This is a genomic window from Dokdonella sp., from assembly GCF_051958935.1.
Taxonomy (GTDB): Bacteria; Pseudomonadota; Gammaproteobacteria; order Xanthomonadales; family Rhodanobacteraceae; genus Dokdonella_A.
In genome coordinates this window covers 1-23,999 of the sequence record NZ_JBQCFP010000062.1, presented here as the reverse complement: position 1 = coordinate 23,999, position 23,999 = coordinate 1, and the positions used below count along the sequence as shown (strand labels likewise).

Annotated in this window: 24 protein-coding genes and 1 other RNA gene; 11 read left to right on the top strand and 14 right to left on the bottom strand. The window is 67.6% G+C overall.

Annotation, left to right across the window (positions count from 1 at the left end; all coding sequences use genetic code 11):
• The 4 genes from ACTHK2_RS05950 to ACTHK2_RS05935 all read left to right on the top strand — a co-directional run bounded on the left by ACTHK2_RS05950 (nt 1) and on the right by ACTHK2_RS05935 (nt 3,366).
• The gene (locus tag ACTHK2_RS05950; protein WP_440244781.1) at nt 1-579 is read left to right on the top strand and encodes a hypothetical protein; all 579 of its coding nucleotides are present in this window, start codon (nt 1-3) and stop codon (nt 577-579) included.
• The gene (locus ACTHK2_RS05945) at nt 576-1,355 is read left to right on the top strand and encodes an RnfABCDGE type electron transport complex subunit B (protein WP_440244780.1); all 780 of its coding nucleotides are present in this window, start codon (nt 576-578) and stop codon (nt 1,353-1,355) included. Before ACTHK2_RS05950 ends, ACTHK2_RS05945 begins: the two co-directional genes overlap by 4 nt.
• Nucleotides 1,352-1,996 carry an endonuclease III gene (gene nth / locus ACTHK2_RS05940; protein WP_440244779.1) on the top strand — a complete coding sequence of 215 codons (645 nt, stop codon included), beginning with the start codon at nt 1,352-1,354 and terminating at the stop codon, nt 1,994-1,996. Before ACTHK2_RS05945 ends, nth begins: the two co-directional genes overlap by 4 nt.
• A 107-nt stretch (nt 1,997-2,103) precedes the next feature.
• Nucleotides 2,104-3,366 (top strand): OprO/OprP family phosphate-selective porin, encoded by a 1,263-nt coding sequence (locus ACTHK2_RS05935; protein ID WP_440244778.1) that lies wholly within the window; start codon nt 2,104-2,106, stop codon nt 3,364-3,366.
• A gap of 388 nt (nt 3,367-3,754) precedes the next feature.
• On the opposite strand, the gene dapB is transcribed toward ACTHK2_RS05935, so the two are convergent.
• The 5 genes from dapB to hrcA form a co-directional block, all read right to left on the bottom strand.
• Complete coding sequence (dapB, locus tag ACTHK2_RS05930) at nt 3,755-4,573, bottom strand: 4-hydroxy-tetrahydrodipicolinate reductase (RefSeq protein ID WP_440244777.1); 819 nt, start codon at nt 4,571-4,573, stop codon at nt 3,755-3,757.
• A gap of 155 nt (nt 4,574-4,728) precedes the next feature.
• A complete protein-coding gene (dnaJ, locus tag ACTHK2_RS05925; protein ID WP_440244776.1) occupies nt 4,729-5,856 on the bottom strand; it encodes a molecular chaperone DnaJ in 1,128 nt (375 codons plus the stop codon).
• Between the two features lie 328 nt (nt 5,857-6,184).
• On the bottom strand, nt 6,185-8,092 hold the full coding sequence (gene dnaK, locus ACTHK2_RS05920; RefSeq protein ID WP_440244775.1) for a molecular chaperone DnaK: 1,908 nt from the start codon (nt 8,090-8,092) through the stop codon (nt 6,185-6,187).
• Nucleotides 8,093-8,231: 139 nt separating this feature from the next.
• The gene (grpE, locus tag ACTHK2_RS05915) at nt 8,232-8,756 is read right to left on the bottom strand and encodes a nucleotide exchange factor GrpE (protein ID WP_440244774.1); all 525 of its coding nucleotides are present in this window, start codon (nt 8,754-8,756) and stop codon (nt 8,232-8,234) included.
• Nucleotides 8,757-8,872: 116 nt separating this feature from the next.
• Nucleotides 8,873-9,925, bottom strand: a complete 1,053-nt coding sequence (gene hrcA, locus ACTHK2_RS05910) for a heat-inducible transcriptional repressor HrcA (RefSeq protein WP_440244773.1) — start codon at nt 9,923-9,925, stop codon at nt 8,873-8,875.
• A gap of 223 nt (nt 9,926-10,148) precedes the next feature.
• On the opposite strand from hrcA, the gene recN reads away from it, so the two are divergent.
• Both recN and ACTHK2_RS05900 read left to right on the top strand, forming a co-directional pair.
• On the top strand, nt 10,149-11,831 hold the full coding sequence (gene recN, locus ACTHK2_RS05905; RefSeq protein WP_440244772.1) for a DNA repair protein RecN: 1,683 nt from the start codon (nt 10,149-10,151) through the stop codon (nt 11,829-11,831).
• A gap of 140 nt (nt 11,832-11,971) precedes the next feature.
• Nucleotides 11,972-12,457: an REP-associated tyrosine transposase gene (locus ACTHK2_RS05900; RefSeq protein WP_440244771.1), complete on the top strand. Its 486-nt coding sequence runs from the start codon at nt 11,972-11,974 to the stop codon at nt 12,455-12,457.
• 31 nt (nt 12,458-12,488) lie between these two features.
• Here the strand turns inward: ACTHK2_RS05900 and fur are convergent, their stop codons facing one another.
• Nucleotides 12,489-12,896 carry a ferric iron uptake transcriptional regulator gene (gene fur / locus ACTHK2_RS05895; protein ID WP_440244770.1) on the bottom strand — a complete coding sequence of 136 codons (408 nt, stop codon included), beginning with the start codon at nt 12,894-12,896 and terminating at the stop codon, nt 12,489-12,491.
• A 96-nt stretch (nt 12,897-12,992) separates the two neighbouring features.
• Between fur and ACTHK2_RS05890 the strand changes: the two genes are divergently transcribed.
• The gene (locus tag ACTHK2_RS05890; protein ID WP_440244769.1) at nt 12,993-13,418 is read left to right on the top strand and encodes an outer membrane protein assembly factor BamE; all 426 of its coding nucleotides are present in this window, start codon (nt 12,993-12,995) and stop codon (nt 13,416-13,418) included.
• Between the two features lie 9 nt (nt 13,419-13,427).
• Here ACTHK2_RS05890 and ACTHK2_RS05885 read toward each other — a convergent pair whose 3' ends face one another.
• Both ACTHK2_RS05885 and ACTHK2_RS05880 read right to left on the bottom strand, forming a co-directional pair.
• Nucleotides 13,428-13,721 carry an RnfH family protein gene (locus ACTHK2_RS05885; protein WP_440244768.1) on the bottom strand — a complete coding sequence of 98 codons (294 nt, stop codon included), beginning with the start codon at nt 13,719-13,721 and terminating at the stop codon, nt 13,428-13,430.
• Complete coding sequence (locus ACTHK2_RS05880) at nt 13,714-14,148, bottom strand: type II toxin-antitoxin system RatA family toxin (RefSeq protein ID WP_440244767.1); 435 nt, start codon at nt 14,146-14,148, stop codon at nt 13,714-13,716. Before ACTHK2_RS05880 ends, ACTHK2_RS05885 begins: the two co-directional genes overlap by 8 nt.
• Before the next feature lie 72 nt (nt 14,149-14,220).
• Here ACTHK2_RS05880 and smpB point away from each other — a divergent pair, with 72 nt between their 5' ends.
• Together smpB and ACTHK2_RS05870 are read left to right on the top strand one after the other, a co-directional pair.
• A complete protein-coding gene (gene smpB / locus ACTHK2_RS05875) occupies nt 14,221-14,712 on the top strand; it encodes an SsrA-binding protein SmpB (protein ID WP_440244766.1) in 492 nt (163 codons plus the stop codon).
• Between the two features lie 47 nt (nt 14,713-14,759).
• On the top strand, nt 14,760-16,994 hold the full coding sequence (locus ACTHK2_RS05870; RefSeq protein ID WP_440244765.1) for a hypothetical protein: 2,235 nt from the start codon (nt 14,760-14,762) through the stop codon (nt 16,992-16,994).
• A 3-nt stretch (nt 16,995-16,997) separates the two neighbouring features.
• On the opposite strand, the gene ACTHK2_RS05865 is transcribed toward ACTHK2_RS05870, so the two are convergent.
• Nucleotides 16,998-17,837 carry a sulfotransferase domain-containing protein gene (locus ACTHK2_RS05865; RefSeq protein ID WP_440244764.1) on the bottom strand — a complete coding sequence of 280 codons (840 nt, stop codon included), beginning with the start codon at nt 17,835-17,837 and terminating at the stop codon, nt 16,998-17,000.
• Nucleotides 17,838-17,923: 86 nt separating this feature from the next.
• Here ACTHK2_RS05865 and ssrA point away from each other — a divergent pair.
• Nucleotides 17,924-18,275, top strand: a transfer-messenger RNA (tmRNA) gene (gene ssrA / locus ACTHK2_RS05860).
• Between the two features lie 850 nt (nt 18,276-19,125).
• Here ssrA and ACTHK2_RS05855 read toward each other — a convergent pair.
• Nucleotides 19,126-20,778: a M28 family metallopeptidase gene (locus ACTHK2_RS05855; protein ID WP_440244763.1), complete on the bottom strand. Its 1,653-nt coding sequence runs from the start codon at nt 20,776-20,778 to the stop codon at nt 19,126-19,128.
• A gap of 65 nt (nt 20,779-20,843) precedes the next feature.
• Complete coding sequence (locus ACTHK2_RS05850) at nt 20,844-21,056, bottom strand: oxidoreductase-like domain-containing protein (protein WP_440244762.1); 213 nt, start codon at nt 21,054-21,056, stop codon at nt 20,844-20,846.
• 107 nt (nt 21,057-21,163) lie between these two features.
• On the opposite strand from ACTHK2_RS05850, the gene ACTHK2_RS05845 reads away from it, so the two are divergent.
• Nucleotides 21,164-22,549 (top strand): MBL fold metallo-hydrolase RNA specificity domain-containing protein, encoded by a 1,386-nt coding sequence (locus ACTHK2_RS05845; RefSeq protein ID WP_440244761.1) that lies wholly within the window; start codon nt 21,164-21,166, stop codon nt 22,547-22,549.
• Nucleotides 22,550-22,552: 3 nt separating this feature from the next.
• Here ACTHK2_RS05845 and ACTHK2_RS05840 read toward each other — a convergent pair whose 3' ends face one another.
• From ACTHK2_RS05840 to ACTHK2_RS05830, 3 genes are all read right to left on the bottom strand, one after another.
• Nucleotides 22,553-22,927: a YciI family protein gene (locus ACTHK2_RS05840; RefSeq protein ID WP_440244760.1), complete on the bottom strand. Its 375-nt coding sequence runs from the start codon at nt 22,925-22,927 to the stop codon at nt 22,553-22,555.
• Complete coding sequence (locus ACTHK2_RS05835; protein WP_132000085.1) at nt 22,924-23,175, bottom strand: DUF3297 family protein; 252 nt, start codon at nt 23,173-23,175, stop codon at nt 22,924-22,926. Before ACTHK2_RS05835 ends, ACTHK2_RS05840 begins: the two co-directional genes overlap by 4 nt.
• Nucleotides 23,176-23,360: 185 nt before the next feature.
• Nucleotides 23,361-23,999 (bottom strand): AraC family transcriptional regulator (locus tag ACTHK2_RS05830; protein ID WP_440244759.1); only part of this gene is annotated, 639 nt, incomplete at its 5' end.

The following is a 23,999-nucleotide window of genomic DNA, read 5'->3' as shown; positions in this document are numbered from 1 at the left end:
TTGCGACGCGCGTACTGGTCTGCGGATTTCGCCGAGGCGCACGTCGTCGAGGCGATGCTGCGCGCGCACGGCGTCCAGGCGTGGGTGTTCGATGCGCTGCTCGTGCGCCAGGACTGGTTCAAGACGCTGATGTTCGGCGGCTATCGCGTGATGGTCGCCGACGAGGATGGCATGCGCGCGGCCGACGTCATCGGCGAATACCGCGCAGGCACGCTCGCGATTGCCGACGACGCGGTCGAGCGGCCCGCGTGCCCGCGCTGCGCGACGCCGGGCCGCGATGATCCCGCACCCTTTCGTCGCGTATTCGCGCTGATGATCACGGCCGATCTGGTCCTTGCGTTGGGCTTCCGGCTCGCCACGGGCAGCAGTGCCGAGATGCTGGCGCTCGTGCTCGGCGGCAGTGTCGTCGTGGTGCCCGTCATCGCACTCGTGTTCACGCGATACCTCAAGGGCCGTTACGTCTGCCCGCAATGCGCGATGCGCTGGCGTGCGCTTTCCGCGTCGTTCGCGACGATGGCGCGCGAGGTGGATGCGGCGACGGACGTCGATGCTGGCGCAAAGGGCGAAGCCGCGCCGTGAGCGCACGTGATTCCGCGCCACTCGCCGCGCGCATCGATGCCCTGCTGCCGCAGACGCAGTGCACGCGCTGCGGCTTTCCGACCTGCCATGCGTACGCCGACGCGATCGCGGGCGGCGAGGCGGACATCGATCGCTGCCCGCCGGGTGGCGACGATGGCGTCATGGCGCTCGCGGGTCTGCTCGGCGTCGCCGCGAAGCCGCTCGATCCCGCGCACGGCGTGGAGGCGCCGCCGACCGTCGCGCTCATCGACGAGGACGTCTGCATCGGATGCACGAAGTGCATCCAGGCCTGCCCGGTCGATGCGATCGTCGGTGCGTCCAAGCGCATGCACACGGTGATCGCGAACGAATGCACCGGCTGCGAACTCTGCCTGCCACCCTGCCCGGTCGACTGCATCGCACTCGTGCCGGTCGCGGCGGCGCCGCTGCCGCGCGCCCGCGTGCTCGAACGCGCGGTGTCGGCGCGGGCGCGTTTCGATGCACGCAACACGCGCAAGGGACTCTTGCCCGTGGGAGCGGCTTCGGCCGCGATGCCCGCACCCGGGAGCGACAATGCTGGCGTCAGGAAGAGCATCGCGGCTGAAGCCGCTCCCACAACCGTCTGTCCGACCTCCGTCGCTGGCGACGAGGTCATCGCGGCTGAAGCCGCTGCCACGGAAGCCTCCCGTGGAGCCGCCGCCCCGACCGCAGGCACGCGACCGATCGACCGCGCGGCGGTGCTCGCGGCCATCGCTCGCGGCAAGGCGCGCCGCGCGAAGGACGCGCAGGGCTCATGAAGCGCGCGAAGATCGTCGAGCTGTTCCGCCGCCTGCGCGAACTCGATCCCCATCCGACCACCGAGCTCGACTACACGACGCCGTTCGAGCTGCTCGTCGCGGTGATCCTGTCGGCGCAGGCGACTGATGTCGGCGTCAACAAGGCGACCCGCAAACTGTTTCCGGTCGCGAACACGCCGCAGGCGATCCTCGACCTCGGCGAGGACGGGCTCAAGCGCTACATCAGCACGATCGGCCTGTTCAATGGCAAGGCGAAGAATCTCATCGCGACCTGCCGCATCCTCGTCGAGCAGCACGGCGCGGAGGTGCCGCGCTCGCGCGAAGCGCTCGAGGCATTGCCCGGCGTCGGCCGCAAGACCGCCAATGTCGTGCTCAACACGGCGTTCGGCGAACCGACGATCGCGGTCGACACGCACATCTTCCGCGTTTCCAATCGCACCGGGCTCGCGCGGGGTGAAACGGTGCGCGCCGTCGAAGACGCCTTGAACAAGGTCGTACCCGACGAATTCCGCAAGGACGCGCACCACTGGCTGATCCTTCACGGGCGTTACGTGTGCAAGGCACGCAGGCCCGATTGCCCTTCGTGCGCGATCAACGACCTGTGCGCGTATCGACACAAGACCGTCACGCACGCCGCCTGATCGAGTCGAATTTCCACGATGGCGCGTTAAATGGGCGTTCGCGTGTCATCGGAACGTAACAGGGACTGGCCAGACTTCGCGCCAGTTTCGACGCCCCCGAGGACACCATGACATTGCGACATGCGATCGCCGCTGCGCTGCTGTGCGGTTGCGCCACCAACGCGCTGGCCTATGACCTGCTCAACGACTGGCCGACCAAGTGGAAGCCTGCAGACGGCTACGAGTTCGGCTTCAAGGGCCTCTACCAGTACGACTACAACGGCTTCTCGGGCGACACGACCAACCCGGCGACGGGCGCGGAATTGCTGCCGGACGCGAACGCATGGCGCCGCAAGGAATTCAACGTCTACGGCAAGCTGCCGGGCGGTTGGGACTTCAACGTCGGCTACGACTTCACCGTGAGCGGTTTCAAGACGACGCCCTCCGGTGCCGGCGTGCACGGCAAGTGGATCGACAACTTCGTCCGCTACAGCAACAAGGAAGCCGGCGACTTCCGCATCGGCCAGTTCAAGACGCCGGTTGGCTGGGAAGAAACGATCAGCTCGAGCGCGACGACGTTCCTCGAGCGCGCGCTGCCGGTGCAGGCGGTCAACATGGACCGCCGCATCGGTGCGGACTGGACGTACACCGCAATTCCGAACTGGCTGCTCTATCTCGCCTGGTTCAAGGGCGGCGACCTCAACGGCGACAACGACGGCGACGGCCCGGCGGCCCGCATCGTGTGGAATCCGTTCAACCGCCAGCCGGGCGCCGGCTCGCGCGAGGAGAGCAACGTGCTCCACCTCGGCCTCGCCTGGTCGACCGAAGACCGCGACGCGACCACCGACGGACGCGGCGTGCTGTCCAATCCCGCGGCGCGCTTCCGCGCGCGTCCGGAAGCGGGCCTGACCAACCGTCTCGTCGATACCGGCAACCTCGCCTTCCCGGGCACGATCAAGCGCCTCGGCCTCGAAGCGGCCTGGATCCACGGTCCGCTGCTGCTGCAGGGCGAATACCTGACCGTGAGCGCGGATCCGCGCGACAAGCCGAGCTTCGAAGGCGACGGCTACTATGTGCAGGGTTCGTGGGTGCTTACAGGCGAAAGTCGCCCGTACAGCAAAGGTACGATCGGCAACGTGCGCCCGATGCACGATTACGGAGCGTTCGAAATCGCAGTGCGCTACAGCACCGTCGATCTCGATGACGGTCCCGTCCACGGCGGCAAGCAGGACGACTGGACCGTCGGCGCCAACTGGTACCTCGGCCAGCACTTCAAGCTGCAGGCGAACTACGTCTGGGCGGACAGCACCAAACGCTACGGCGCGCCGATCGATGGCAATGCCGACGTGGACCCGCGTGTATTCGAGGTCAGGGCGCAGGTGATGTTCTGAGGGAAGACCGGCCCCGAAGCATGACGGCGTGTGGATGGTGGCTGAAAGCTGCGGAGGGTTGCGACACGCGCGCTCGGCCGTTGCGGGAACAACTGTTTTTGAACGCATCGCAATGCAGGAGCGGCTTCAGCCGTGACCCTGCCTCGCATGATGAACGCTTGGCGTTCCCGTAGGAGCCCACCCTGTGGGCAGCGACGCAGCGATGTACCGAGCGCCGCGGTCGCGCACGGGGTGCGCTCTTACAGGTGATGGGTGTGTCGCGCCGGGTGTGGGCGGCGGAAGCCGCTACGCTCGGCTTCGCCGTCGCCACCCCGATCGCACCTCGGGCTATCGGCCTCTGCCCTCGCTAGATGCATCGTGGCTCCCGCCGCTGCCGCGGATGGGGGCATCAAGTGGCGCCGGCGTCACCGAGGATGCGGTCGATCGAATACGCACCCGGTGCCTGGCCGGCGATCCAGCGCGCGGCGACCACGGCGCCGCGCGCGAACACCTCGCGGTCGGTCGCACGGTGCGCGAGTTCGATGCGTTCACCGGGACCGGCGAACACGAGCGTGTGCTCGCCGACGACGTCGCCGCCGCGCAGCGCATGGAAACCGATTTCGCCTTCGGGACGCTCACCGGTCCGTCCGCTGCGGCCGTGCACGGCGCAGCCACCGAGCGCGACGCCGCGCCCCTCGGCTACCGCTTCGCCGAGCGAAAGCGCGGTGCCCGATGGCGCATCGAGTTTGCGCCGGTGATGCATCTCGACGATCTCGCAGTCCCACGAGGGCAACGCCTGCGCGGCGCTGCGCGCGAGGCGCACGAGCAGAGCGACGCCGAGGCTGAAGTTGGATGCCCAGAGCACCGCGATGTCCGCGGCGGCGCGATCGAGCGCGCGACGCTGCGCGTCCCTGAGGCCAGTCGTGCCGCTCACGAACGCGGCGCGGCGTTCGCGTGCGAGCGCAAGCGCGGCATCGAACGCGTGTGCACCGCTGAAATCGACGAGCACGTCGACCGGCGTATCCGGATCGAGCACGGCGGAGAATTCCAGATCGGGGGCGCCCGCGCCGTGGATGGCGCGCAACCTGCGCCCCGCAAGTTCGGAGCCCGCTCGCACCAGCGCCGCGGAAACGCGCAGGCGCGGGTCGGCGCCGGCCGCACGCACGATCGCCTGCCCCATGCGCCCGGCGGCGCCGTACACCGCCATCTGGATCGTCGTCGCCGGCATGCGCGTTCCCGTGTCGAGAGAATGCGCCGATTGTAGACCGTGCTTGCGCGCGGGCGCCGCAGGTGCCGATTTGATGCGAGACTCGGGGAGCCGATGCTTTCACGCCCCCGGCCTTCAGCCCTGAGCGAAAAAGCATCACGCCTCGTTGGGCGACGTCAGGACGTGACGCGATCCCAGAAGCGCTTCACGCCGTCGAGCCAGTTGCTGCCACGCGGCGAATGCGCGGCGGCGTCGGCGCCGGCGAAGGTCGCTTCGAACTGCTGCAGCAGCTCGCGTTGCGCGGTGGTGAGGCGTACCGGTGTCTCGACGACCGCGCGGCAGATGAGATCGCCCATGCGGCCACTGCGCACGGATTTCACGCCCTTGCCACGCAGGCGGAACACCTTGCCGGTCTGCGTCTCGGCGGGAATGCGGATCTCGGCTTCGCCCTCGAGCGTGGGCACCTTGATCTCGGCGCCGAGCGCGGCCTGGCCGAAGCGCAGCGGGATCTCGCAATGGAGATCGTCGCCGTCGCGCTGGAAGATCGCATGCTCGCGCACGCGCACTTCCACGTAGAGGTCGCCGGGCACGGTGCCGCTCGGCCCCGCTTCGCCCTGGCCGGCGAGGCGGATGCGATCGCCGTTGTCGACGCCCGCGGGGATCTTGATCGACAGCGTGCGCTCGTCGTGCACGCGGCCCTCGCCATGGCATTCCTTGCACGGGTTGCTCACGACCTTGCCGCTGCCGGCACAGTGCGGGCAGGCCTGCTGAATCGAGAAGATGCCGTTCTGCATGCGCACGCGACCATGGCCCTTGCAGGTCGAGCAGGTCGAGGTCTTGCCGTCGGCCGAGCCGCTCCCGGTGCACGAGCCGCATTCGACCAGGGTCGGCACTTCGATCTGCTTGTCGACGCCGAATACCGCTTCCTCGAGATCGAGTTCGATGAGATAGCGCAGGTCCGAGCCGCGCCGCGCGCGGCCGCGACCGCCGCCCATGCCGAAGATGTCGGAGAAGATGTCGCCGAAGATGTCGCCGACGTCGCCATTGAAGCCACCGGCGCCGCGACCGCCCATGCCGTGCTCGAACGCCGCGTGGCCGTGCTGGTCGTACAACGCGCGCTTCTGCGCATCGGACAGGACCTCGTAGGCCTCCTTGGCTTCCTTGAACTTCTCCTGCGCGGCAGGATCGTCCGGGCACCGGTCGGGATGGAATTTCATCGCGAGGCGACGGAACGATTTCTTGAGTTGCTCGTCGTTGGCGGTGCGCTCGACGCTGAGCACCTCGTAGTAGCAGCGCTTGCTCATGGGGACGTCATGTCATCGTGTCGATGCGATCCCTGGGGGATCTGCCGGGCCGCGGCGGCGGCGTGGAGGATGCACGCAACTATGGGCATGGAAAACGCAAAGGCAATGGGTGCGCGCGGGAATGCCGTGCCGGACCGGCGCCTCGACGCCACGTGGTCGAACAACGGGCCGACGCTACGCGCCAGCGAACCCTGCCGGATCCGGCGTCGATGAAATGATGCAAATGCATCGCCCTTCCCCCTCGAGCGGACCGCTGCGCTGACCGCATGCCGCGTTTTGCCTTGTCGTGCGCGCAGGCGGAGTGGTGCTCCGCCTGCGCCGTCGATCCTTACTTCTTGTCGTCCTTGACCTCGGTGAATTCGGCATCGACGACGTCGTCGTTGTTGGCCGAACCACCCTGCGCGCCGGCGTCACCCGCCGGGCCACCCTGCTGCGCGGCCGCGAACAGGGGCTGCGCGACCTGCTCGAGCGCGGTCGTGCGGGCCTCGATCTGCGCCTTGTCCTCGCCCTTCATGGCCTTCTCGAGCTCGGACAGCGCTTCCTCGATGCGACCGATCTCGCCGGCGACCTTGCCGCCGTGCTGCTTGATCGCATCGCGCGTCGCGTGCACGAGCTGGTCGGCCTTGTTGCGCGCGCCGACGAGCTCGTGGAACTTCTTGTCGTCTTCCTTGTTCGTCTCGGCGTCGCGCACCATGCGCTGGATCTCGTCCTCGGACAGGCCCGAGCTGCCCTTGATCTCGATGCGCTGCTCCTTGCCGGTGTTCTTGTCCTTCGCGCCGACGTGCAGGATGCCGTTCGCGTCGATGTCGAAGGTGACTTCGATCTGCGGCATGCCGCGCGGCGCGGGCTGGATACCCTGCAGATCGAACTTGCCGAGCGACTTGTTGTAACGCGCCTGCTCGCGTTCGCCCTGCAGCACGTGCACGGTGACCGCGTTCTGGTTGTCCTCGGCGGTCGAGAACACCTGCGACGCCTTGGTCGGGATCGTCGTGTTCTTCTCGATCAGCTTGGTGAACACGCCGCCGAGCGTCTCGATGCCGAGCGAAAGCGGCGTCACGTCGAGCAGCAGCACGTCCTTGACCGTGCCGGACAGCACGCCGCCCTGGATCGCCGCCCCGACCGCGACGGCCTCATCCGGGTTGACGTCCTTGCGCGGCTCCTTGCCGAAGAAGTCCTTCACCGCCTCCTGCACCTTCGGCATGCGCGTCTGGCCACCGACGAGGATGACCTCGCCGATGTCGGACACCTTGAGGCCCGCGTCGTTGAGCGCGGTGCGGCAGGGCGCGATCGTCTTCTCGACGAGGTCGCCGACCAGCGCCTCGAGCTTGGCGCGCGTGAGCTTGATGTTGAGGTGCTTCGGGCCCGAGGCATCCGCCGTGATGTACGGCAGGTTCACTTCGGTCTGGTGCGAGGAGCTGAGCTCGATCTTCGCGCGCTCGGCTGCGTCCTTCAGGCGCTGCAGCGCGAGCGGATCATTCTTGAGGTCGACGCCCTGGTCCTTCTTGAATTCCTCGACGAGGTAGTCGATGACGCGCTTGTCGAAGTCCTCGCCGCCGAGGAACGTGTCGCCATTCGTCGCCAGCACTTCGAACTGCTTTTCGCCGTCGACTTCGGCGATCTCGATGATCGAGATGTCGAACGTGCCGCCGCCGAGGTCGTACACGGCGATCTTTCGGTCGCCGCCCTTCTTGTCGAGGCCGTAGGCGAGCGCGGCCGCGGTCGGCTCGTTGATGATGCGCTTGACCTCGAGGCCGGCGATGCGGCCGGCGTCCTTGGTCGCCTGGCGCTGCGAATCGTTGAAGTAGGCCGGCACCGTGATCACCGCTTCGGTGACCGGTTCGCCAAGGAAGTCCTCGGCCGTCTTCTTCATCTTCATGAGCACCTTCGCCGAGACTTCCGGCGGAGCCATCTTCTTGCCGTCGGCCGTCTCGACCCATGCGTCGCCGTTGTCGTGCGCATTGATCTTGTACGGCACGAGGCCGATGTCCTTCTGCACTTCGGCATCGGTGAACTTGCGGCCGATGAGGCGCTTCACCGCGTAGAAGGTGTTCTTCGGATTGGTGACGGACTGGCGCTTCGCGGTCGCGCCGACCACGACTTCGTTGTCCTTGAACGCGACCACCGACGGCGTCGTGCGATCGCCTTCAGAGTTCTCGATCACGCGTGCCGAGTTGCCTTCCATGACCGCCACGCACGAGTTCGTCGTGCCGAGGTCGATGCCGATGATCTTGCCCATTTCTGTACTCTCCCGCTCTGAATTTGCGTACTGTGGTTGCGGCGGCGGCGCCGGTTTGGAGGTCGGCAGCCGATGGCCGCGGCTGGCGCGAAATCTGGGGTTGCGCGCCCCTGTTTCAAGCAATGGCGCGCAAATCGTGCTACCTGGAAACCGATACGAGCGCGGGGCGCAGCAGGCGATCGTTCAGCACGTAGCCCTTCTGCATGACCGCCACGACCTTGCCCGATCCGAGTTCGGCGGCATCGACCATCGACATCGCCTGGTGGCGCTCGGGGTCGAACACCTCGCCGACGACGCCGACGGCCTTGAGGCCGTTCCCTTCGACGACGCGACCGAGTTCGCGCAAGGTCAGCTCCACCCCCGCGCGCAGCGCCGCCGCGTCGCTCCCCTCGGCGGCGAGGCCGCGTTCGAGATTGTCGACGACGGGCAGCAGGTCGGCCAGCAGTTTTTCATTGGCGAAGCGGCGGGCCTGCTCGAGGTCGCGCTGCAGGCGCTTGCGCTGGTTGTCCAGTTCCGCGCGTTCGCGCAGGACGGTTTCGCGCATTTCCGCGAGTTTGGTTTCGGCTTCGCCGAGCTGGCGCGACAGGGTTTCCAGTTCGCCGTCGATCGCCTGGTCGTTGCCGGCGGGCGCCTGCGGCGTCGCGTTCGGGTCCGTGCTTTGCATACCTTCCTCCACGTCAAAACAAGGCCGTCCGCTCTGGGCGGAAAGCCGTCGATACTGCGCTGGGCCGGCCGTGCCGGCGCGCCGCGAGGCGGCGCGAGCCCCCGCTCCGGTCCGCACTATAGGGGTGGCTGGCCCCGCTTCAAGGCACCGGAGATGATCTGCGCCGTCGCCTGAACCACGGGGATCACGCGCTCGTAGGCCATGCGGGTCGGGCCGATCACGCCGAGCACGCCGAGCACGCGGCTGCCGACGCCGTACGGCGCGGTCACGAGGCTGTAGCTGTCCAGCGCCGCGAAGCCCGATTCCTCGCCGATGAACAGGCGCACGCCTTCGGCGCGCGAGCAGCGTTCCAGCAGCTGCAGCAGGTCGCGCTTGCGCTGGAATGCCTCGAACAGGTCGCGCAGGCGGTCGACGTCGGCGCCGTCCTGCCGCCCCATGAGGTTGGTCTGGCCGGCGACGAGCATGTCGTTGCCGGCACTGTCCTGGAACGCCGCCTGGGCGACCTCGACGGCGGCGCTCAGGAGCCGGTTGAGGCGCGCGCCTTCGTCCTGCATTTCGCGCAGCAGGCGCGCACGGATCTCGTCGATGCGCATGCCGGCGTAGTTCGCGTTGAGGTAGTTCGCGACCTGTTCGAGTTCGGACGGCGAGTACGCGCGCTGCGGCGATATCACGCGGTTCTGCACCTGGCCGTCGGTGAAGACGAGGATGACGAGCACGCGCCCGCCGTCCAGCTGCACGAAATCGATGTGGCGGAACGGAAATTCCTCGCGCCGCGGCACGCTTACGACGCCGACGAAATGGGTCATTTCCGACAGCAGCGAGGTCGCGCTGCCGAGCAGGTCCGGTGTCGCTGCATCGGTCGGGAGTTCCCGCCGCAGCTGGTCGACCTCGGGTTCACCGAGCGGGCGCATCTCGAGCAGGCTGTCGACGAAGACGCGGTAGCCCTGCGCCGTCGGTACGCGCCCGGCCGAGGTGTGCGGCGCGGCGACGAGGCCGAATTCCTCGAGGTCGGACATGATGTTGCGGATCGTCGCCGGGCTCACGTCGAGGCCGGACGCCTTGGCGAGCGTGCGCGAGCCGACCGGCTGGCCTTCGGCGATGTAGCGTGCGATCAGCGTGCGCAGCAATTGGCGGGCGCGGGCGTCGAGATGCTGGGACGGGCTGTTCATCGGGTTCCGTTGGTGCCTTTGCGCCGGGCATCGACGCACGCTAACAAGCGCCTACGGACCGATCAATAGGGTCGCCAGGGGTGGATTTCCACCTCGATGGCGCGGCGCAAGCGACGGCTGTCTCCCGCCATGCGACGACACGCGCACAGGATCGCGCCGTCGCCTTGGCCGCGGCATGTGCGCATGCTAGCGTTCGGCGGTTTCGAGGACAGCTCGCGCGCCCATGCTGGAAAGTCTCTACGTGAAGGATTTCGCGATCGTCGGCGAGGCCGAGATTGTATTCGGACCGGGCATGACCGTCGTCACCGGCGAAACCGGCGCCGGCAAGTCACTGCTCGTCGACGCGCTGCTGCTGCTCGCCGGCGGCCGCGCCGACGCGGCGATGGTGCACCACGGCTGCGAGCGCGCCGAACTCTCGGCGACATTCGACCTCGCCGGCCGCGCCGACCTGCGTGACTGGCTCGTCGCCGAGGATCTCGACGAGGACGGCGCGTGCCAGCTGCGCCGGGTCGTGCGCAGCGAAGGCAGCTCGCGCGCCTGGATCAACGGCCGGCCGGTCACGCTGACCCAGCTCAAGGCGCTCGCCGCGGCGCTGATCGAGATCCATGGCCAGCACGAGCACCAGGCGTTGCTCGACCGCAGCCAGCAGCTGGCCCTGCTCGACACGTTCGGCGGGTACGAGACCGAACGGGACGACGTCGCGCGCACCGCCCGCGCGTGGCGCGAGACGAGCGCGCGCATCGCCGAACTATCACGCGGCGAAGACCATGCCGAGCGCATCGAATGGCTCGGCCACCAGGTCGAGGAGCTCGACCGTCACGCGCTCGCGCCCGACGACCTCGCCGCGCTCGAAGAACGCCATCGCCGCCTGGCCAATTCCGGCCAGCTGTTGCAGGGTTGCGCCGCGCTTGCCGAGCGCCTCGATGGCGACGGCGAATTCGCCTTGCTGCGCCTCGCCTCCCGTGCGCAGCACGAAATCGCCCAGCTCGCTGCGCTGGACGAGCGCCTCGCCCCGATCGGCGAACTCGTCGATGCGGCGCAGATCCAGCTCACCGAAGCGAACGATGCGCTCGCACGCTACCAGAGCGCGCTCGACCTCGACCCCGACAGCCTCGCCGAAGCCGAAGCCCAACTCGGCAAGTTGCACGAACTCGCGCGCAAGCACCGCGTGCGCATGGCCGATCTCAAGGCGCATGCGGACGCGCTGCGCGACGAACTGGAGACATTGCGCGGCGCCGGTGCGAGCATCGCTTCGCTGCGCGAGCAGCAGCTGCGCCAGCGCAAGGCCTGGGACGCGGCCGCGAAGGCGCTCGGCACGCGGCGTGCCGCGTCCGCCAGGGCGTTGTCGGATGCCGTGTCCGCGCTGAGGGGCGAACTTGGCATGCGCGGCGGACGCTTCGAGGTGCAACTGGAGGCGAACTCCGAAGCGGATCCCGATCCGCAAGGCGCCGAGCGCTGCGAGTTCCTCGTCAGCGCGAACCCCGGCCAGCCGCCGCGCGCGCTGCGCAAGGTCGCGTCAGGGGGCGAGCTGTCGCGCATCAGCCTGGCGATCGAAGTCGCCGCGCTCGGCAGCGACACGATCGGCACGATGGTGTTCGACGAGGTCGATTCCGGCATCGGCGGCGCGGTCGCCGAAGTGGTCGGCCAGAAGCTGCATGCACTCGGCGCGCGCGCGCAGGTGCTGTGCGTCACCCACCTGCCGCAGGTTGCGGCACAGGGCGACCGCCACTTGCGCGTGAGCAAGTCGAGCGATGGCGCGTCGACCGAAACCCGCATCGAGGCGCTCGACGGCAAGCCGCGCCAGGAAGAAGTCGCACGCATGCTCGGCGGCATCGAGATCACGCGCGAGACGCTGGCGCATGCGAAGCAGATGTTGGGGAAGCGAGGGTTGAGGGCTGAGGGCTGATGGCCGCGGAGCCGGCCTCGCAGTGCTCGGCTCTCGATGGTGTGGGAGCGGCTTTAGCCGCGATCGTGCCGGCGATTCCCTACAGGCTAGCGCGCGTACAACCTATCGCCTGAGCGGGCAATCCACGCCATCTTCATCGCATGCCCTACCCGCCTGCAGGAAGCGAGCGGCTACGCTGCGGACGCCACAGCGAGCAGGGGCGCACCTACCTCGTCACGTTCGCAACGAAAGGACGAGAACCCATCTTCGCCGCCTGGGAGCCCGCCTACGCTGCCGCACGCACCTTCGCTGCACTGCCCGCTCCAGGTTTTCGCTTGCTTTGCTGGGTTTTGATGCCGGATCACTGGCACGGTCTTCTCGAGCTCTCCGGCGGCAACCTCTCTACCGCGGTCCGATGCCTCAAGGGCCGTTCCGCGCGCGCCGCAAATGGCGTATTGCTGCGAACAGGCCGCTCCGTCTGGGCCGATGGATTCCACGACCGCGCCCTGCGCGCAGAAGATGACTTGCTCGATACCGCTCGCTACATCATCCGCAACCCGGTCCGTGCGGGCATTGTCACGAGGTGCGGCGCGTATTCGTTCTGGAATGCGGCCTGGCTGGACCGGGGCGTGAAGCATCGCGGCTGAAGCCGCTCCCACGACAAGCCTATCCACCTGCCTATCGCTTCTTGAGCGGCCGCACGTAGAGGACGAGGCTGTGGTCTTCTATCGCATAGCCGTGCTTGGCCGCGATTTCGTGCTGCAGGCGCTCGATTTCCTCGCTGGTGAACTCGATCACCTTGCCGGACTCGACGTCGACCATGTGGTCGTGGTGCTTGCCGCGGTCGAGCTCGTAGACGGCCTGGCCGCCTTCGAAGTTGTGCTTGAGCACCATCCCGGCCGCCTCGAACTGGGTCAGCACGCGATAGACGGTGGCAAGGCCGATGTCGTCGTGGTGTTCGAGCAGCTGGCGGTAGATGTCCTCCGCCGAGAAATGGCGACCATCCTGGCTGTCGAGGATCTCGAGGATCCGCATGCGCGGATGGGTGACCTTGAGGCCCGCCTTGCGCAGTTCGGTCGATTCCATGTTCATGCCTCCGGCTGCCCTTCCCTGTCGTTGGCCTTGCGATTCAGGCCGCTAGTGTATCATCGGCATCTTTCACGGCTTCCGGATCCACCGCGCATGCGTCTTCGCTGGCTCGCCCTGCTCGCCCTCGCTCCGCTGTCCGGCTGCGGCCTGATCTACAAGGTCGATGCCCAGCAGGGCAACCTGTTCGACAAGGCGACGGTCGAGTCGCTCAAGCCCGGCATGAGCAAGCGCCAGGTGCTGCTCGTCATGGGCTCGCCCTCGGTGATCAGCCCGTTCGACCAGGACCGCTGGGACTACGTCTCGACGATCCGCCGCGGCCGCAACAAGATGGCGAGCAAGGACCTCACGCTCTATTTCGAGAACGACCAGCTCGCGAAGATCGACGGGGACTACTTTCCCGAGGACCCGGACCAGCTGATCAAGGATGCGCGCAAGTACAAGCGCGAGTATCCGGACGAGAAGCGCTCCGACGAGGAACGCAAGAAGAAGCGCCGCGGCGGTGAGCAAGGCCAAGGCTGATCGGCCGGGTCAACGCTTCGTCGATCGCGCGCGCTCGGCACGGCGCCGGCGAGATTCCTTCGGGTCAGCCTTGAGCGCGCGGTAGAGTTCGACGCGATCGCCGTCGTGCAGCAGCGCCGTGCGCGGCACCGGTTTCGACCAGATCCCGCAGGCCAGCGACGACGGTTCGATCGCGCAGGCCGCCGCAACCCCGGATGCTTCGATCGCGTCGCCGACCGTCGCGCCCGCATCGAGTTCGACGCGACGCAGGAATTGCCGCGACGGCTCGGCGTAAGCGACTTCGACGAAGATGCGCTCAGGCATCGGCTTTCATCGCCGCGGCGCAGAAGTCGTCGACCATGCGGTTGGCGAGACCCTGGAAACCGAGTCGCAGCGCACCGCCGGTGAGGCGGCCCGAGTAGTCGAAATCGAGCGCGAGCGCGATCTTGCAGCCGTCGTCGCCGAGCGCGGTGAAGGTCCACTCACCCTCGAGCGCGCGCAGCGGCCCGTCGACGAGCTGCATGCGCAACCGCCGCGGGCGGTCGAGCGTGTTGCGCGTGGTGAAACCCTGCGTGATGCCGGCGAAGCGCAGTTCGAGCCGAGCCACCAGCACGGCGTCGCCGTCGCGCTCCAGGACGCGTGCGCCGGCGCACCACGGGAAGCGGCTCGGGTATGCTTCGACGTCGTTGACGAGATCGAACATGCGTTCGGGCGTCCGTCGAACCAGGGCGTGGCGGCGAATCACGATCATGCTTTCGATTGAGCGCGGCAGGGTCGCCGCTCATGGCTTCGCGTCGGGAAGGAACGCAAAATAACAACCCACATGGCAAAGACCAAGTCCAGCGACAAGAAAGGCGACTCGACCATCGCGCTGAACAAGCGCGCGCGGCACGAGTACCACATCGACCAGCATTTCGAAGCCGGCATCGCGCTGCAGGGCTGGGAAGTGAAGAGCCTGCGCGCCGGCCGCGCGAACCTCGGCGACGCTTATGCGATCGTCAAGGGCGGCGAGATCTTCCTGTTCGGCGCCTCGATCGTGCCGCTGATCTCCGCCTCTACCCACGTCGTGCCCGAGGACCGGCGCACGCGCAAGCTGCTGCTGCATCGCGAGGAGATCGACAAGCTGGTCGGCGCGATCGAACGCAAGGGTTACACGTTGATCCCCCTCGCGATGTACTGGAAGAACAACCGCGCCAAGCTCGACCTCGGCCTCGCGCGCGGCAAGCAGGAGCACGACAAGCGCGACACCGAGAAGGAACGCGACTGGAACCGCGAGAAGCAGCGCGTCATGCGCGCGAAGAACAAGCAGGCCTGATCGGTCCACCGCGATCCTGGCCCTCGTCCTGCATCGGAGGTATCGACATGCATGCAGTCCGTTCTGATCGACGTTCGATCGTGCGATGGCTTGCAGCAATCTCCCTCATCATCTGCCGGGCTTGGCACGACGCCTCCGCGCAGGTACCACTTCCCGCCCCGGACCTCGAACTCGTCGGCAACGGCCGGGTACTGGCGATGTTGCGCCAGGCGGACGGCGGCCTGATCATCGGCGGCGACTTTCAATCCATCAACGGCGTGCCGCGACGGCATCTTGCGCGTCTGCTTCCCGATCGCACGCTCGACACGGCCTGGGATCCCTCGCCCGACAGTTCGGTGACGGTACTTGCGCAAGCTCCCGGCGGGAACGTCTATGTCGGCGGCTACTTCGACACCATCGGCGGTATCGAGCGCCCCGGCCTGGCACGGCTCGATGGAGTCGCGGGCAGCGTCGATTCGGCTTGGGTGCCCGGCGTATCCGATGGCGTGGTCGCCATCGCCGTCGACATCGACGGTTCGGTATTGCTTGCCATCCCGTTCGGTTCACTCAGCCCGCGGATTGCCAAGCTGTCCGGCGCCGACGGCTCCCCGCTTCCATGGAGCGCCCCCCTCGAACGGGTCGAGTACCTGGTACCCGATGGCCACGGCGCCCTTTACGCCGCGGCGCGTGAATTCGCTTGGGACGGCCCCAGCTCGACATTTCGCGCAACGATCATCAAGCTCGCCGCCGCGACAGGTGAACCCGACGACCAATGGTCATTCGATCTGCGTGGCTCCCAGAATTCCACGCTGGACGCGCTGCTCGTCGATGGCGATGCCGTCTATGTCGGCGGGAGCTTCGGATTGCGCAAGTTCTCCGCGTCGACGGGCCAGGGCATCGAAACGTGGAACGCACCCGACGCGGGCATCGCAGAGATCGCCATGGACACGACGGGCCATCTACTGGTCGGTGGGGATTTCGAATCGATCCACGGCCAACCGCACAGGCATCTTGCACGATTGTCCGCGACCACCGGCTTGCCTTCGCCCGGATGGAATCCGTCGGCTGACGGAACGGTGGATCTCATCCGGGTCGACCCAATGGGTGACATCGACATCGCGGGGGCCTTCCAATCGGTCGACCAGGAGCAACGCATCGGGCTCGCGCGACTTCTTGCGAGTACCACACTCTCTCCATCGCGAAACGATGTCGAGTCGCCATCGCACCCATTCGTAGTATCGCGCGGAGGCGACGGTGGAATGATCGTCGGCGGCCCATTCCATCGAGCGAACGGGTTTGCGCGCAGGAACATCTTGCGCCTGAACGCCGACGGCACCCTCGATGCCGGCTGGAACCCCTCCTTGCCATCGCCGCCCTGGGTACTGGCTGCCGCTCCCGATGGGAATGTTTACACAGCGATGAATCACTGGCTCGGAAACGAACGCTCCAGTTCCGCGTTGTCCCGGATCGACGGGTCGGGCCACCTCGACGTCGATTGGTCCGTCCGCGCGGACGGCGCGGTTCATGCCCTGAGCGTCGCACCCGACGGCTCCGTCTTCGTCGGCGGCGACTTCTCCGTGATCGACAGTTTGCCGCGTCGCGCCGCCGCCAAGATCGATGCGAAAAGTGGCGTACCCCTACCGGGATGGGACGCGCACATCGACTGCTGTGCGGTCCGCGCGATCGAGTCAGGCGCGGACGACCATCTGTTCATCGGAGGAACCTTCCAATCCGTAGGCAGCCAACCGCATGCATTCATCGCCAAGGTCTCCGCGTCGAATGGTCTCGTCGACCCTGACTGGAATCCTGACATCGCGGGCTGGGGTGTCCTGGCCCTCGCGCGTGATTCCGCAGGCGCGCTCTATATCGGAGGCCAGTTCGGCGGCGTCAACGGCATGCCCCGTCGGCACGTGGCCAAATTACGATCGGACGGAGCCGGCGGGACCGTGTTGGAATGGCATCCCGACTTCTGCTGGGGAAACGATTGGAATTATTTGTACTATGCCGTCGGAAATCTGGCCGTCGATGGTAATGGGACGGTTTACGCAACCGGCTACTTCTGCTCCATCGACGTCCTTGAGCGCGGACTGGTGCGATTGTCGGGTGACAACGGCGCGATCGATGCCAGCTGGGATCCCTTGCCGTGGTATGCGGAACCCCACTCCGTCACCGTCTCTTCATCCGGGCCAATCTATGTCGCCGGTTATTTCGACCAAGCTGGCGGCTTACCGAGATCCGGGCTCGCCGCGTTCTCACCGACGTTGCCCGACCGATTGTTCATCGACGGCTTCGAGGAGCTGTAGCGATCACCCGTATCCTGCGGGCACGTAGCCGAACCGCTGCATCTGCTCGCGATGCGCGCCGATCACGCGCTGCACCTGCTCGCGGCTCAACGCCTCGCGCCACTCGTTGACGCGCCCCCTGCGGAAGAAGCGCGCGCCCTTGTCGGACGCCTCGACGAAACCGTGCTTCTTCTCCATCGCGGCGAGGCTCTGGAAACCCGCATGGCGGATCGCACGCTCGATGCGCGAGCGGTCCTGGCCGATGCCGACGAGCCTGGCGATCTTCGCGAACGCCTTCGCGGGCTTGTCGAGCATGTCCTCGTAGCGCAGCACGAGAACGCGCTCGTTCGCCATGTCGGCCCAGCCTTGCACGTGCAGCGACCATGAGCCGAGGATCTGGCTCACGAACAGCGCATCGTTGCCGGTCGCGACGTCGGGATCGGCGAGGCGCGCGATCGCCTCGTCCAGGCCGATGCCGAAGTGGTGCGTCATGCTCACCGCGACGTCGAGCGGATTGCGCACGACGACGATCGCACCCGCACTCACCTGCCAGTTGTGCAGCGGATGGCCGTCGAAGCTGCCGGCCATGTTGTGCGTCTTGACGAAGCGCGTGCCCTGCGCGCGCTGCGCGATCGCCGCGTGCACTCGCGGTCGCAGCGCGGCGATCTCGCCGAGGTCGAGCTCCGAGCTCGGCCTCCCCGCGAGCGCGGAGAACAAGTCCGGGTTGGCTTCGTCCTCGGCGTAGCGCGACAGCTCGTTCAGCGGCACCGGATCGGCCCTGTTGGCGACGAGGTTGGCGAGGAATGCGCGCACCCACGTATTGCCGGATTTCGGATACGACGCGAGCCAGACGATGTTGCCCATGGACACGGTTTCGATGAACGGAAACCGCGCATCCTAGCAGCTCGACTTGATTTCCCGGCGCCGCGCCGCCAACATGGGTGTTCCCCGGGGGCGACATGGTTTCGACGGGGGACGCGAAGTAGTCTGGAGCATGCCGAGGGCGTCATCTTCCTCGTTAATCCGGTGGCAAAAAACTAGACGCGAACGACGACGTCTACGCTCTGGCCGCTTAAGGCCTAGCCCCGAACCCACTTGTGCCTGTGCTCGTGGATGTAGGGTCACTATCACAGGATCGCCCGTGCCGGCGCCTTTCGGTTACGGGCCAAATCCAAGAGGCTGGTTCGGCGGTGCGCCTCGCACGTTGTGTTGCCGCCGGACGAGATCAAACAGCGTGACAAGCATGTAGCGCCGGGCGCGGAGCGCCTTCGGACGCGGGTTCAATTCCCGCCGCCTCCACCAAAACGCAGAAGGGCCGCCGAAAGGCGGCCCTTCTGCGTTTTTGGCGGTGACGACGTGGATGCGATCCCTAGCGCGCGCGCAGCGCGCCGCGGGTTCACTGCGCAGGCAGTACTGCCTGCGCGAACATCGCCGCAGGCGATGGCCCTCGCGCAATGCGCGAGGGTGAGCGCCAAGGATGGCGCGAATCATTCCCGCCGCCCGCCGAAAGGCGGCCCTTCTGCGTTTTTGGTGGTGACGACGTGGATGCGATCCCTAGCGCGCCCGCAGCGCGCCGCGGGTTCACTGCGCAGGCAGGACAGCCTGCGCGAACATCGCCGCAGGCGATGGCCCTCGCGCAACGCGCGAGGGTGAGCGCCAAGGATGGCGCGAATCATTCCCGCCGCCCCGCCGAAAGCCGGCCCTACTGCGTTTTTGATGGTGACGACGTGTATGCGATCCCCTAGCGCGCGCGCAGCGCGCCGCGGGTTCACTGCGCAGGCAGGACTGCCTGCGCGAACATCGCCGCAGGCGATGGCCCTCGCGCAATGCGCGAGGGTGAGCGCCAAGGATGGCGCGAATCATTCCCGCCGCCCCGCGGAAAGGCGGCCCTTCTGCGTTTTTGGCGGTGACGACGTGGATGCGATCCCTAGCGCGCGCGCAGCGCGCCGCGGGTTCACTGCGCAGCCAGGACTGCCTGCGCGAATGTCGCCGCAGGCGATGGCCTTCGCGCGCAGCGCGAGGGTGAGCGCCATGGATGGCGCGAAGCATTCCCGCCACCAATGCCTACCAAAGCGTTCCGGAGCCCGGTAAAGGGCAAGCAGCAAAACGGCCACCTCGCGGTGACCGTCCTGCGTGCATCCGGCGGTCGTGACTACTTGCGCTCGGTTGCCGTCGCGTCGCGCGTCGCGCGGAACTCGGAATCCTGCGCCCAGTTCGGCCAGCGCGTCGAGTTGGCGAGGTCGCTGCCGACCTTGTAGAGCAGCGGCAGGTCGTGCGCCATGCCCGCGAACGTCCAGCTCGCCTGCCATTCGTCGGCCGGCTGGTGGTAGCGGTTCTTCACGTAGTCCTTGCCCGCCGCCTCGCCCGCGGCGGCGCCGCCGGCGACGAGATCATTGCCCGACTCGTAGGAAAGCGCCGGCACGCCACGCTTGGCGAACGGGAAATGATCGGAGCGGAAGAAGTGGCCCGCTTCCGGATGCTGGTCCGGCACGTAGGCGAGGTCGAAGCTCTTCGCAGTGGTGACGAGTTCGTCGAGCAGGTCGGACTTGGCGCTGCCCGAGGTCGAGAAGTTGCGCGCGACGCCTTCCGGGCCGAGCGCGTCGGTATTGAGCACGGCGACCGTCTTGGCGAGCGGATAGAGCGGCTTGGCCGAATAGTATTCTGAACCGAGCAGGCCCTTCTCCTCCGCCGTGACGTTGAGGAAAACGATCGAGCGCTGCGGCTTGGGGCCGTTCGCGAACGCTCGGCCCATCTCGATCAGTGCGGCCGTGCCGGTCGCATTGTCGACCGCGCCGTTGTAGATGCGATCGCCCTTCGCATCCGGCGCGCCGACGCCGAGGTGGTCCCAGTGCGCGCTGTAGATCACGGTCTCGTCGGGGCGCGTCGAGCCTTCGATGCGGCCGACGATGTTCTGCGAGGTGATCACCTTGCTGTCGACCGCGTAGTCGGCCGAGAACGTGGAACCCTTCAGTTCCACCGGCTTGAACTCGCGCGTCTGCGCCTGCTTCTTCAGCGCGGCGAAATCGAGGCCGCTGCGCTTGAACAGGTCGACTGCGAATTCGCGCGTGATCCAGCCTTCGACAGGCACGTGCTCGGCCTCGGGATGATCGCGCACGATGTCGAACATCGTATTCGTGTTCGAATTCTTCACGGTCGCCCATCCGTACGAGGCCGGATCGGTCTCGTGCACGATCAGGAGGCCCGCGGCGCCGCGGCGCGCGGCTTCCTCGTACTTGTAGGTCCAGCGGCCGTAGTAGGTCATCGCCTTGCCGCCGAAGTCACCCTTGCCGCTCTCGAAGTCCGGATCGTTGATGAGCACGACCGCGACCTTGCCCTTGAGGTCCAGGCCCTTGAAGTCGTCCCAGTTGCGCTCGGGCGCGTTCACTCCGTAACCGGCGAACACGAGCGGCGCATCCTTGATCGACACCGACTTGGCGCCGTTGAGCGGCGCGCGCACGGCGATCTCGGTCCCCTGCGTGAGCGCCTGCGCCTTGCCGCCCTGGCTGACCGAAAGCTTGGGCTGGCCGCTGATCTCGGCGCGCAGCAGCGGCACCGCCTGGGTCCAGGCGCGCTGGCCGTCCTTCAGGTCGCCACCCGGCGAAAGGCCTGCGGCCTTCATCTGCTCGACGACGTACTCGACCGTCTTGGTCTCGCCGGCAGTGGCGGGGGCGCGGCCCTCGAACGCGTCGGAGGACAGCACCTTGACCTCGTCCGAGAGGCGCTTGGGATCGAAGTTCGGTGCGTCCGCGGCGGCCGCGACCAGAGGCAGAGCGAGCGCGATCGCGATCGCGAGGGTGTTCTTCATGGAGAGGACTCCTTGCGGGTAATCGGTCGATCCTAGCAAAGGACGCGTCGGCGCGGTCCATGACTTTACACACCCTTGCGCTTGCCCGTGGATGCGGTTCCAGCCTGTTCGGCCGCGGCCTCCGGATGACGCTCGAGCCACGCGGCGAGCGCGTGCTCGTAGCGTTCGAGTGCGTCCTCGTGCACGTCGTAGATGCAGCGCACGCAGCCGCCGCCGCAACAGTCGGCAGGATCCGGTTCGGGCGGCCGGTGCGGCCGGGGATCGGCTTCGCTCAGCATGCTGCCACCCCGCTCCCTCTCGCGCAGCGTGCGCGCGCCGCGTCGCCGGCTGGCGTCGCGTTCGGCGCTGCTGCTACCGTGGCGATGCACCCAGGACGGAGTCGCGCATGCAGATCCACTTCCACGGCGCCGCCGGCGGCGAGGTCACCGGTTCGTGCCATCTCGTCGAAGCCGCGGGCCACCGCGTGCTGCTCGACTGCGGCATGATCCAGGGCAGCCGCGAAGCCGAAGCGCGCAACCTCGCGCCGTTCGACTTCGACGCCGCCTCGATCGATGCGCTGGTGTTGAGCCATGCCCATATCGACCATATCGGGCGTGTGCCGCTGCTCGTCAAGCGTGGCTTTCGCGGACCGATCTGGGCGCAACGGGCCACCTGCGACCTGCTGCCGGTCATGCTGCTCGACGCGGCGTCGCTCGCCGAACAGGCGGCCGAGCGCGCGAACCGCGACCGCGCGCGGGGCGAGCCGGAAATCCAGCCGCTGTACACGCGCGAAGACGTCGAAGCGACGCGCAAGCGGGTGCGACCGCTTCCCTACCACGAGTGGCACACGATCCTGCCCGGTGTTTCGCTGCGCCTGCACGACGCCGGGCACATCCTCGGCTCGAGCATCGTCGAGCTGCGCGAGGAAGGCGCGACCCCGCGCACGCTGGTGTTCTCCGGCGACATCGGCATGAAAGGCACGCCGATCCTGCGCGACCCCGAGCCGCCGCCGCTCGCGGACTTGCTGCTCATGGAATCGACCTACGGCGATCGCGACCACAAGGAACGCCTCGCAACCGTGGCCGAACTCGGTCGCATCTTCGATGAAGCGCACGACGGCGGCGGCAACGTGGTGATTCCCGCGTTCGCGGTCGGGCGCAGCCAGGAGCTCCTGTACTGGTTCGCCGCGCATCACGACGACTGGCAGCTCGCGCGCTGGCGCATCTTCCTCGACAGCCCGATGGCGGCGAAGGTGATGGCGGTGTATGACGGCCACGAGGAACTGTTCGATGCGCAGGCGGCCAAGGTCTGGCGAGGCCGCATCCGTCCGTTCGCGTTGCCGAACCTGCACGTCGCCGAGACCGTCGAGGAGAGCAAGGCGATCAACCGCCTGCGCGGCGGCGCGATCATCGTCGCGGGTTCCGGCATGGCGAACGGCGGACGCGTGCGCCACCACCTCGCCAACAACCTCGCGCAACGCGGCGCGCACGTGATCTTCGTCGGTTATCAGGCGCGCGGCACGCTCGGCCGCCTGCTCGTCGACGGCGCCAGGCGCGTGCGCCTGTTCGGTGACGAGATCGAGGTGCGTGCGCGCATCCATACGGTCGGCGGTTTGTCCGCGCACGCGGACCAGCACGGCCTGCTCGAATGGTACGGCGCGGGCGCGTCGCGCCCGCCAGTCGTGCTCGTCCACGGCGAAGACCGCGCGCGCGACGTGCTCGCGTCCGAACTGCGTCGCCGCTACGGCGTCGACGTCATGCTGTCGCAGCCGGGCATGCGCCGCGACGTCTGATGCTCACGCGCCGACGCGTCTGCGCACCTGCTCGAAGTCGCGCACCGGGCGCACTTCGATGCAGCCCAGGCGCGCCCACGGGAATTCCATCGCCATGCGCATCGCCTCGTCGATGTCCGCGGCCTCGATGAGGTTGAAGCCGCCGAGGATTTCCTTCGTCTCGGCGAACGGGCCGTCGACGACGCTCGCGCGGCCGTTGCGCACGCGCAGCGACTTCGCCGTGTTCGCGCCTTCCAGCTGCTGCGAATCGAGCAACTTGCCCGCACCCTTGAGCTCGTCGGCGTGCGTGATGCAGCCGTGCATGAGGCGGTCGAATTCGCCCGCCGGCAATTCCTGCAGCATCGAATCGTCGGTGTACACGAGCATGAGGAACTTCACGGCGCCTCCTGGGCTTCGAGGAAGAACGGTTCGACCGCGCCTTTCAGCTTGATCGTCATCGGGTTGCCGTGGCGGTCGCGCGCACGACCCGCGGCGACGCGGATCCAGCCCTCGCTGACGCAGTACTCCTCGACGTCCATCCGCTGCCTGCCGTTGAAGCGGATGCCGATGCCGCGGGTGAGCAGCGCTTCGTCGTAATGGGGACTCTTCGGATTCACGCACAGGCGGTCGGGCAGCGTATCGGTCATCGTTCACCTCGGGATGCATTCCAGGCGCACTGCCCGCCGCGACGGGCGAGCACGCGAACGCGAAGCATAGCGGGCGCGGTGCACACTGGCGACCGTACAGCGTTGTGTTCGGCCGACCCGCGCAGGCACGCGGTCGTGCGCGTAGGACGGTACGCGCGCAGCGCGTGGCGCCGCTGCCGGGCGCCTCAAACCTCGCCGGCCACCCGCTTCGCCGCAACTTCGCGCCGCGGCGGCGCGCCGAACAGGCGCCGGTATTCGCGGCTGAACTGCGACGGGCTCTCGTAGCCGACGCGGTGCGCCGCGGCGGCGGCTTCGAGCCCCTCGACGAGCATGAGCCGTCGCGCTTCCTGCAGGCGCAGCTGCTTCTGGTACTGCAACGGCGTCGTCGCGGTCGCGGCACGGAAGCGCTGGTGCAGCGACGATGCGCTCATGTGCGCGGCGGCCGCGAGGTCCTCGATGCGCAGCGGCTCGGTGTAGCGCGCCTTCAGGAGCTCGATCGCGCGGGCGATGCGTTGCGACGGGCCGTCGGACTCGCACCGGCTGCGCAGGCGCCGGCCGAGTTCGCCGAGCAGCACGCGGTAGTGGATCTCGCGCAGCGCGAGCGGCGCGAGCACGGCCGCGTCGGCCGGCGCGTCGAGCAGCCGGATGAGGCGCAGCACCGCATCGAGCAGCGCGGCGTCCGTTCGCGCGAGGAACAGTGCGCGTTCGTCGTTCGCGCGGGCCGGGGCGGCCGCGCCGAGCTGCACGAGCAGTTCGTTGACGAGCCGCGGCTCGACGTCGATGCGCAGGCACAGGTACGGCCGCGCCGGCGTCGCTTCGATGAT

Excerpts from the sequence above, each read along its gene's own strand:
- nth (WP_440244779.1), top strand. The coding sequence starts at position 1,352 with ATGAAGCGCGCGAAGATCGTCGAGCTGTTCCGCCGCCTGCGCGAACTC.
- ACTHK2_RS05850 (WP_440244762.1), bottom strand. The coding sequence starts at position 21,056 with ATGCTGAGCGAAGCCGATCCCCGGCCGCACCGGCCGCCCGAACCGGAT.
- grpE (WP_440244774.1), bottom strand. The coding sequence starts at position 8,756 with ATGCAAAGCACGGACCCGAACGCGACGCCGCAGGCGCCCGCCGGCAAC.
- fur (WP_440244770.1), bottom strand. The coding sequence starts at position 12,896 with ATGGAATCGACCGAACTGCGCAAGGCGGGCCTCAAGGTCACCCATCCG.
- ACTHK2_RS05870 (WP_440244765.1), top strand. The coding sequence starts at position 14,760 with ATGCATGCAGTCCGTTCTGATCGACGTTCGATCGTGCGATGGCTTGCA.
- ACTHK2_RS05880 (WP_440244767.1), bottom strand. The coding sequence starts at position 14,148 with ATGATCGTGATTCGCCGCCACGCCCTGGTTCGACGGACGCCCGAACGC.
- dapB (WP_440244777.1), bottom strand. The coding sequence starts at position 4,573 with ATGCCGGCGACGACGATCCAGATGGCGGTGTACGGCGCCGCCGGGCGC.
- recN (WP_440244772.1), top strand. The coding sequence starts at position 10,149 with ATGCTGGAAAGTCTCTACGTGAAGGATTTCGCGATCGTCGGCGAGGCC.
- dnaJ (WP_440244776.1), bottom strand. The coding sequence starts at position 5,856 with ATGAGCAAGCGCTGCTACTACGAGGTGCTCAGCGTCGAGCGCACCGCC.
- ACTHK2_RS05885 (WP_440244768.1), bottom strand. The coding sequence starts at position 13,721 with ATGCCTGAGCGCATCTTCGTCGAAGTCGCTTACGCCGAGCCGTCGCGG.
- hrcA (WP_440244773.1), bottom strand. The coding sequence starts at position 9,925 with ATGAACAGCCCGTCCCAGCATCTCGACGCCCGCGCCCGCCAATTGCTG.
- ACTHK2_RS05890 (WP_440244769.1), top strand. The coding sequence starts at position 12,993 with ATGCGTCTTCGCTGGCTCGCCCTGCTCGCCCTCGCTCCGCTGTCCGGC.
- ACTHK2_RS05935 (WP_440244778.1), top strand. The coding sequence starts at position 2,104 with ATGACATTGCGACATGCGATCGCCGCTGCGCTGCTGTGCGGTTGCGCC.
- ACTHK2_RS05865 (WP_440244764.1), bottom strand. The coding sequence starts at position 17,837 with ATGGGCAACATCGTCTGGCTCGCGTCGTATCCGAAATCCGGCAATACG.
- dnaK (WP_440244775.1), bottom strand. The coding sequence starts at position 8,092 with ATGGGCAAGATCATCGGCATCGACCTCGGCACGACGAACTCGTGCGTG.
- smpB (WP_440244766.1), top strand. The coding sequence starts at position 14,221 with ATGGCAAAGACCAAGTCCAGCGACAAGAAAGGCGACTCGACCATCGCG.
- ACTHK2_RS05835 (WP_132000085.1), bottom strand. The coding sequence starts at position 23,175 with ATGACCGATACGCTGCCCGACCGCCTGTGCGTGAATCCGAAGAGTCCC.
- ACTHK2_RS05900 (WP_440244771.1), top strand. The coding sequence starts at position 11,972 with ATGCCCTACCCGCCTGCAGGAAGCGAGCGGCTACGCTGCGGACGCCAC.
- ACTHK2_RS05855 (WP_440244763.1), bottom strand. The coding sequence starts at position 20,778 with ATGAAGAACACCCTCGCGATCGCGATCGCGCTCGCTCTGCCTCTGGTC.
- ACTHK2_RS05845 (WP_440244761.1), top strand. The coding sequence starts at position 21,164 with ATGCAGATCCACTTCCACGGCGCCGCCGGCGGCGAGGTCACCGGTTCG.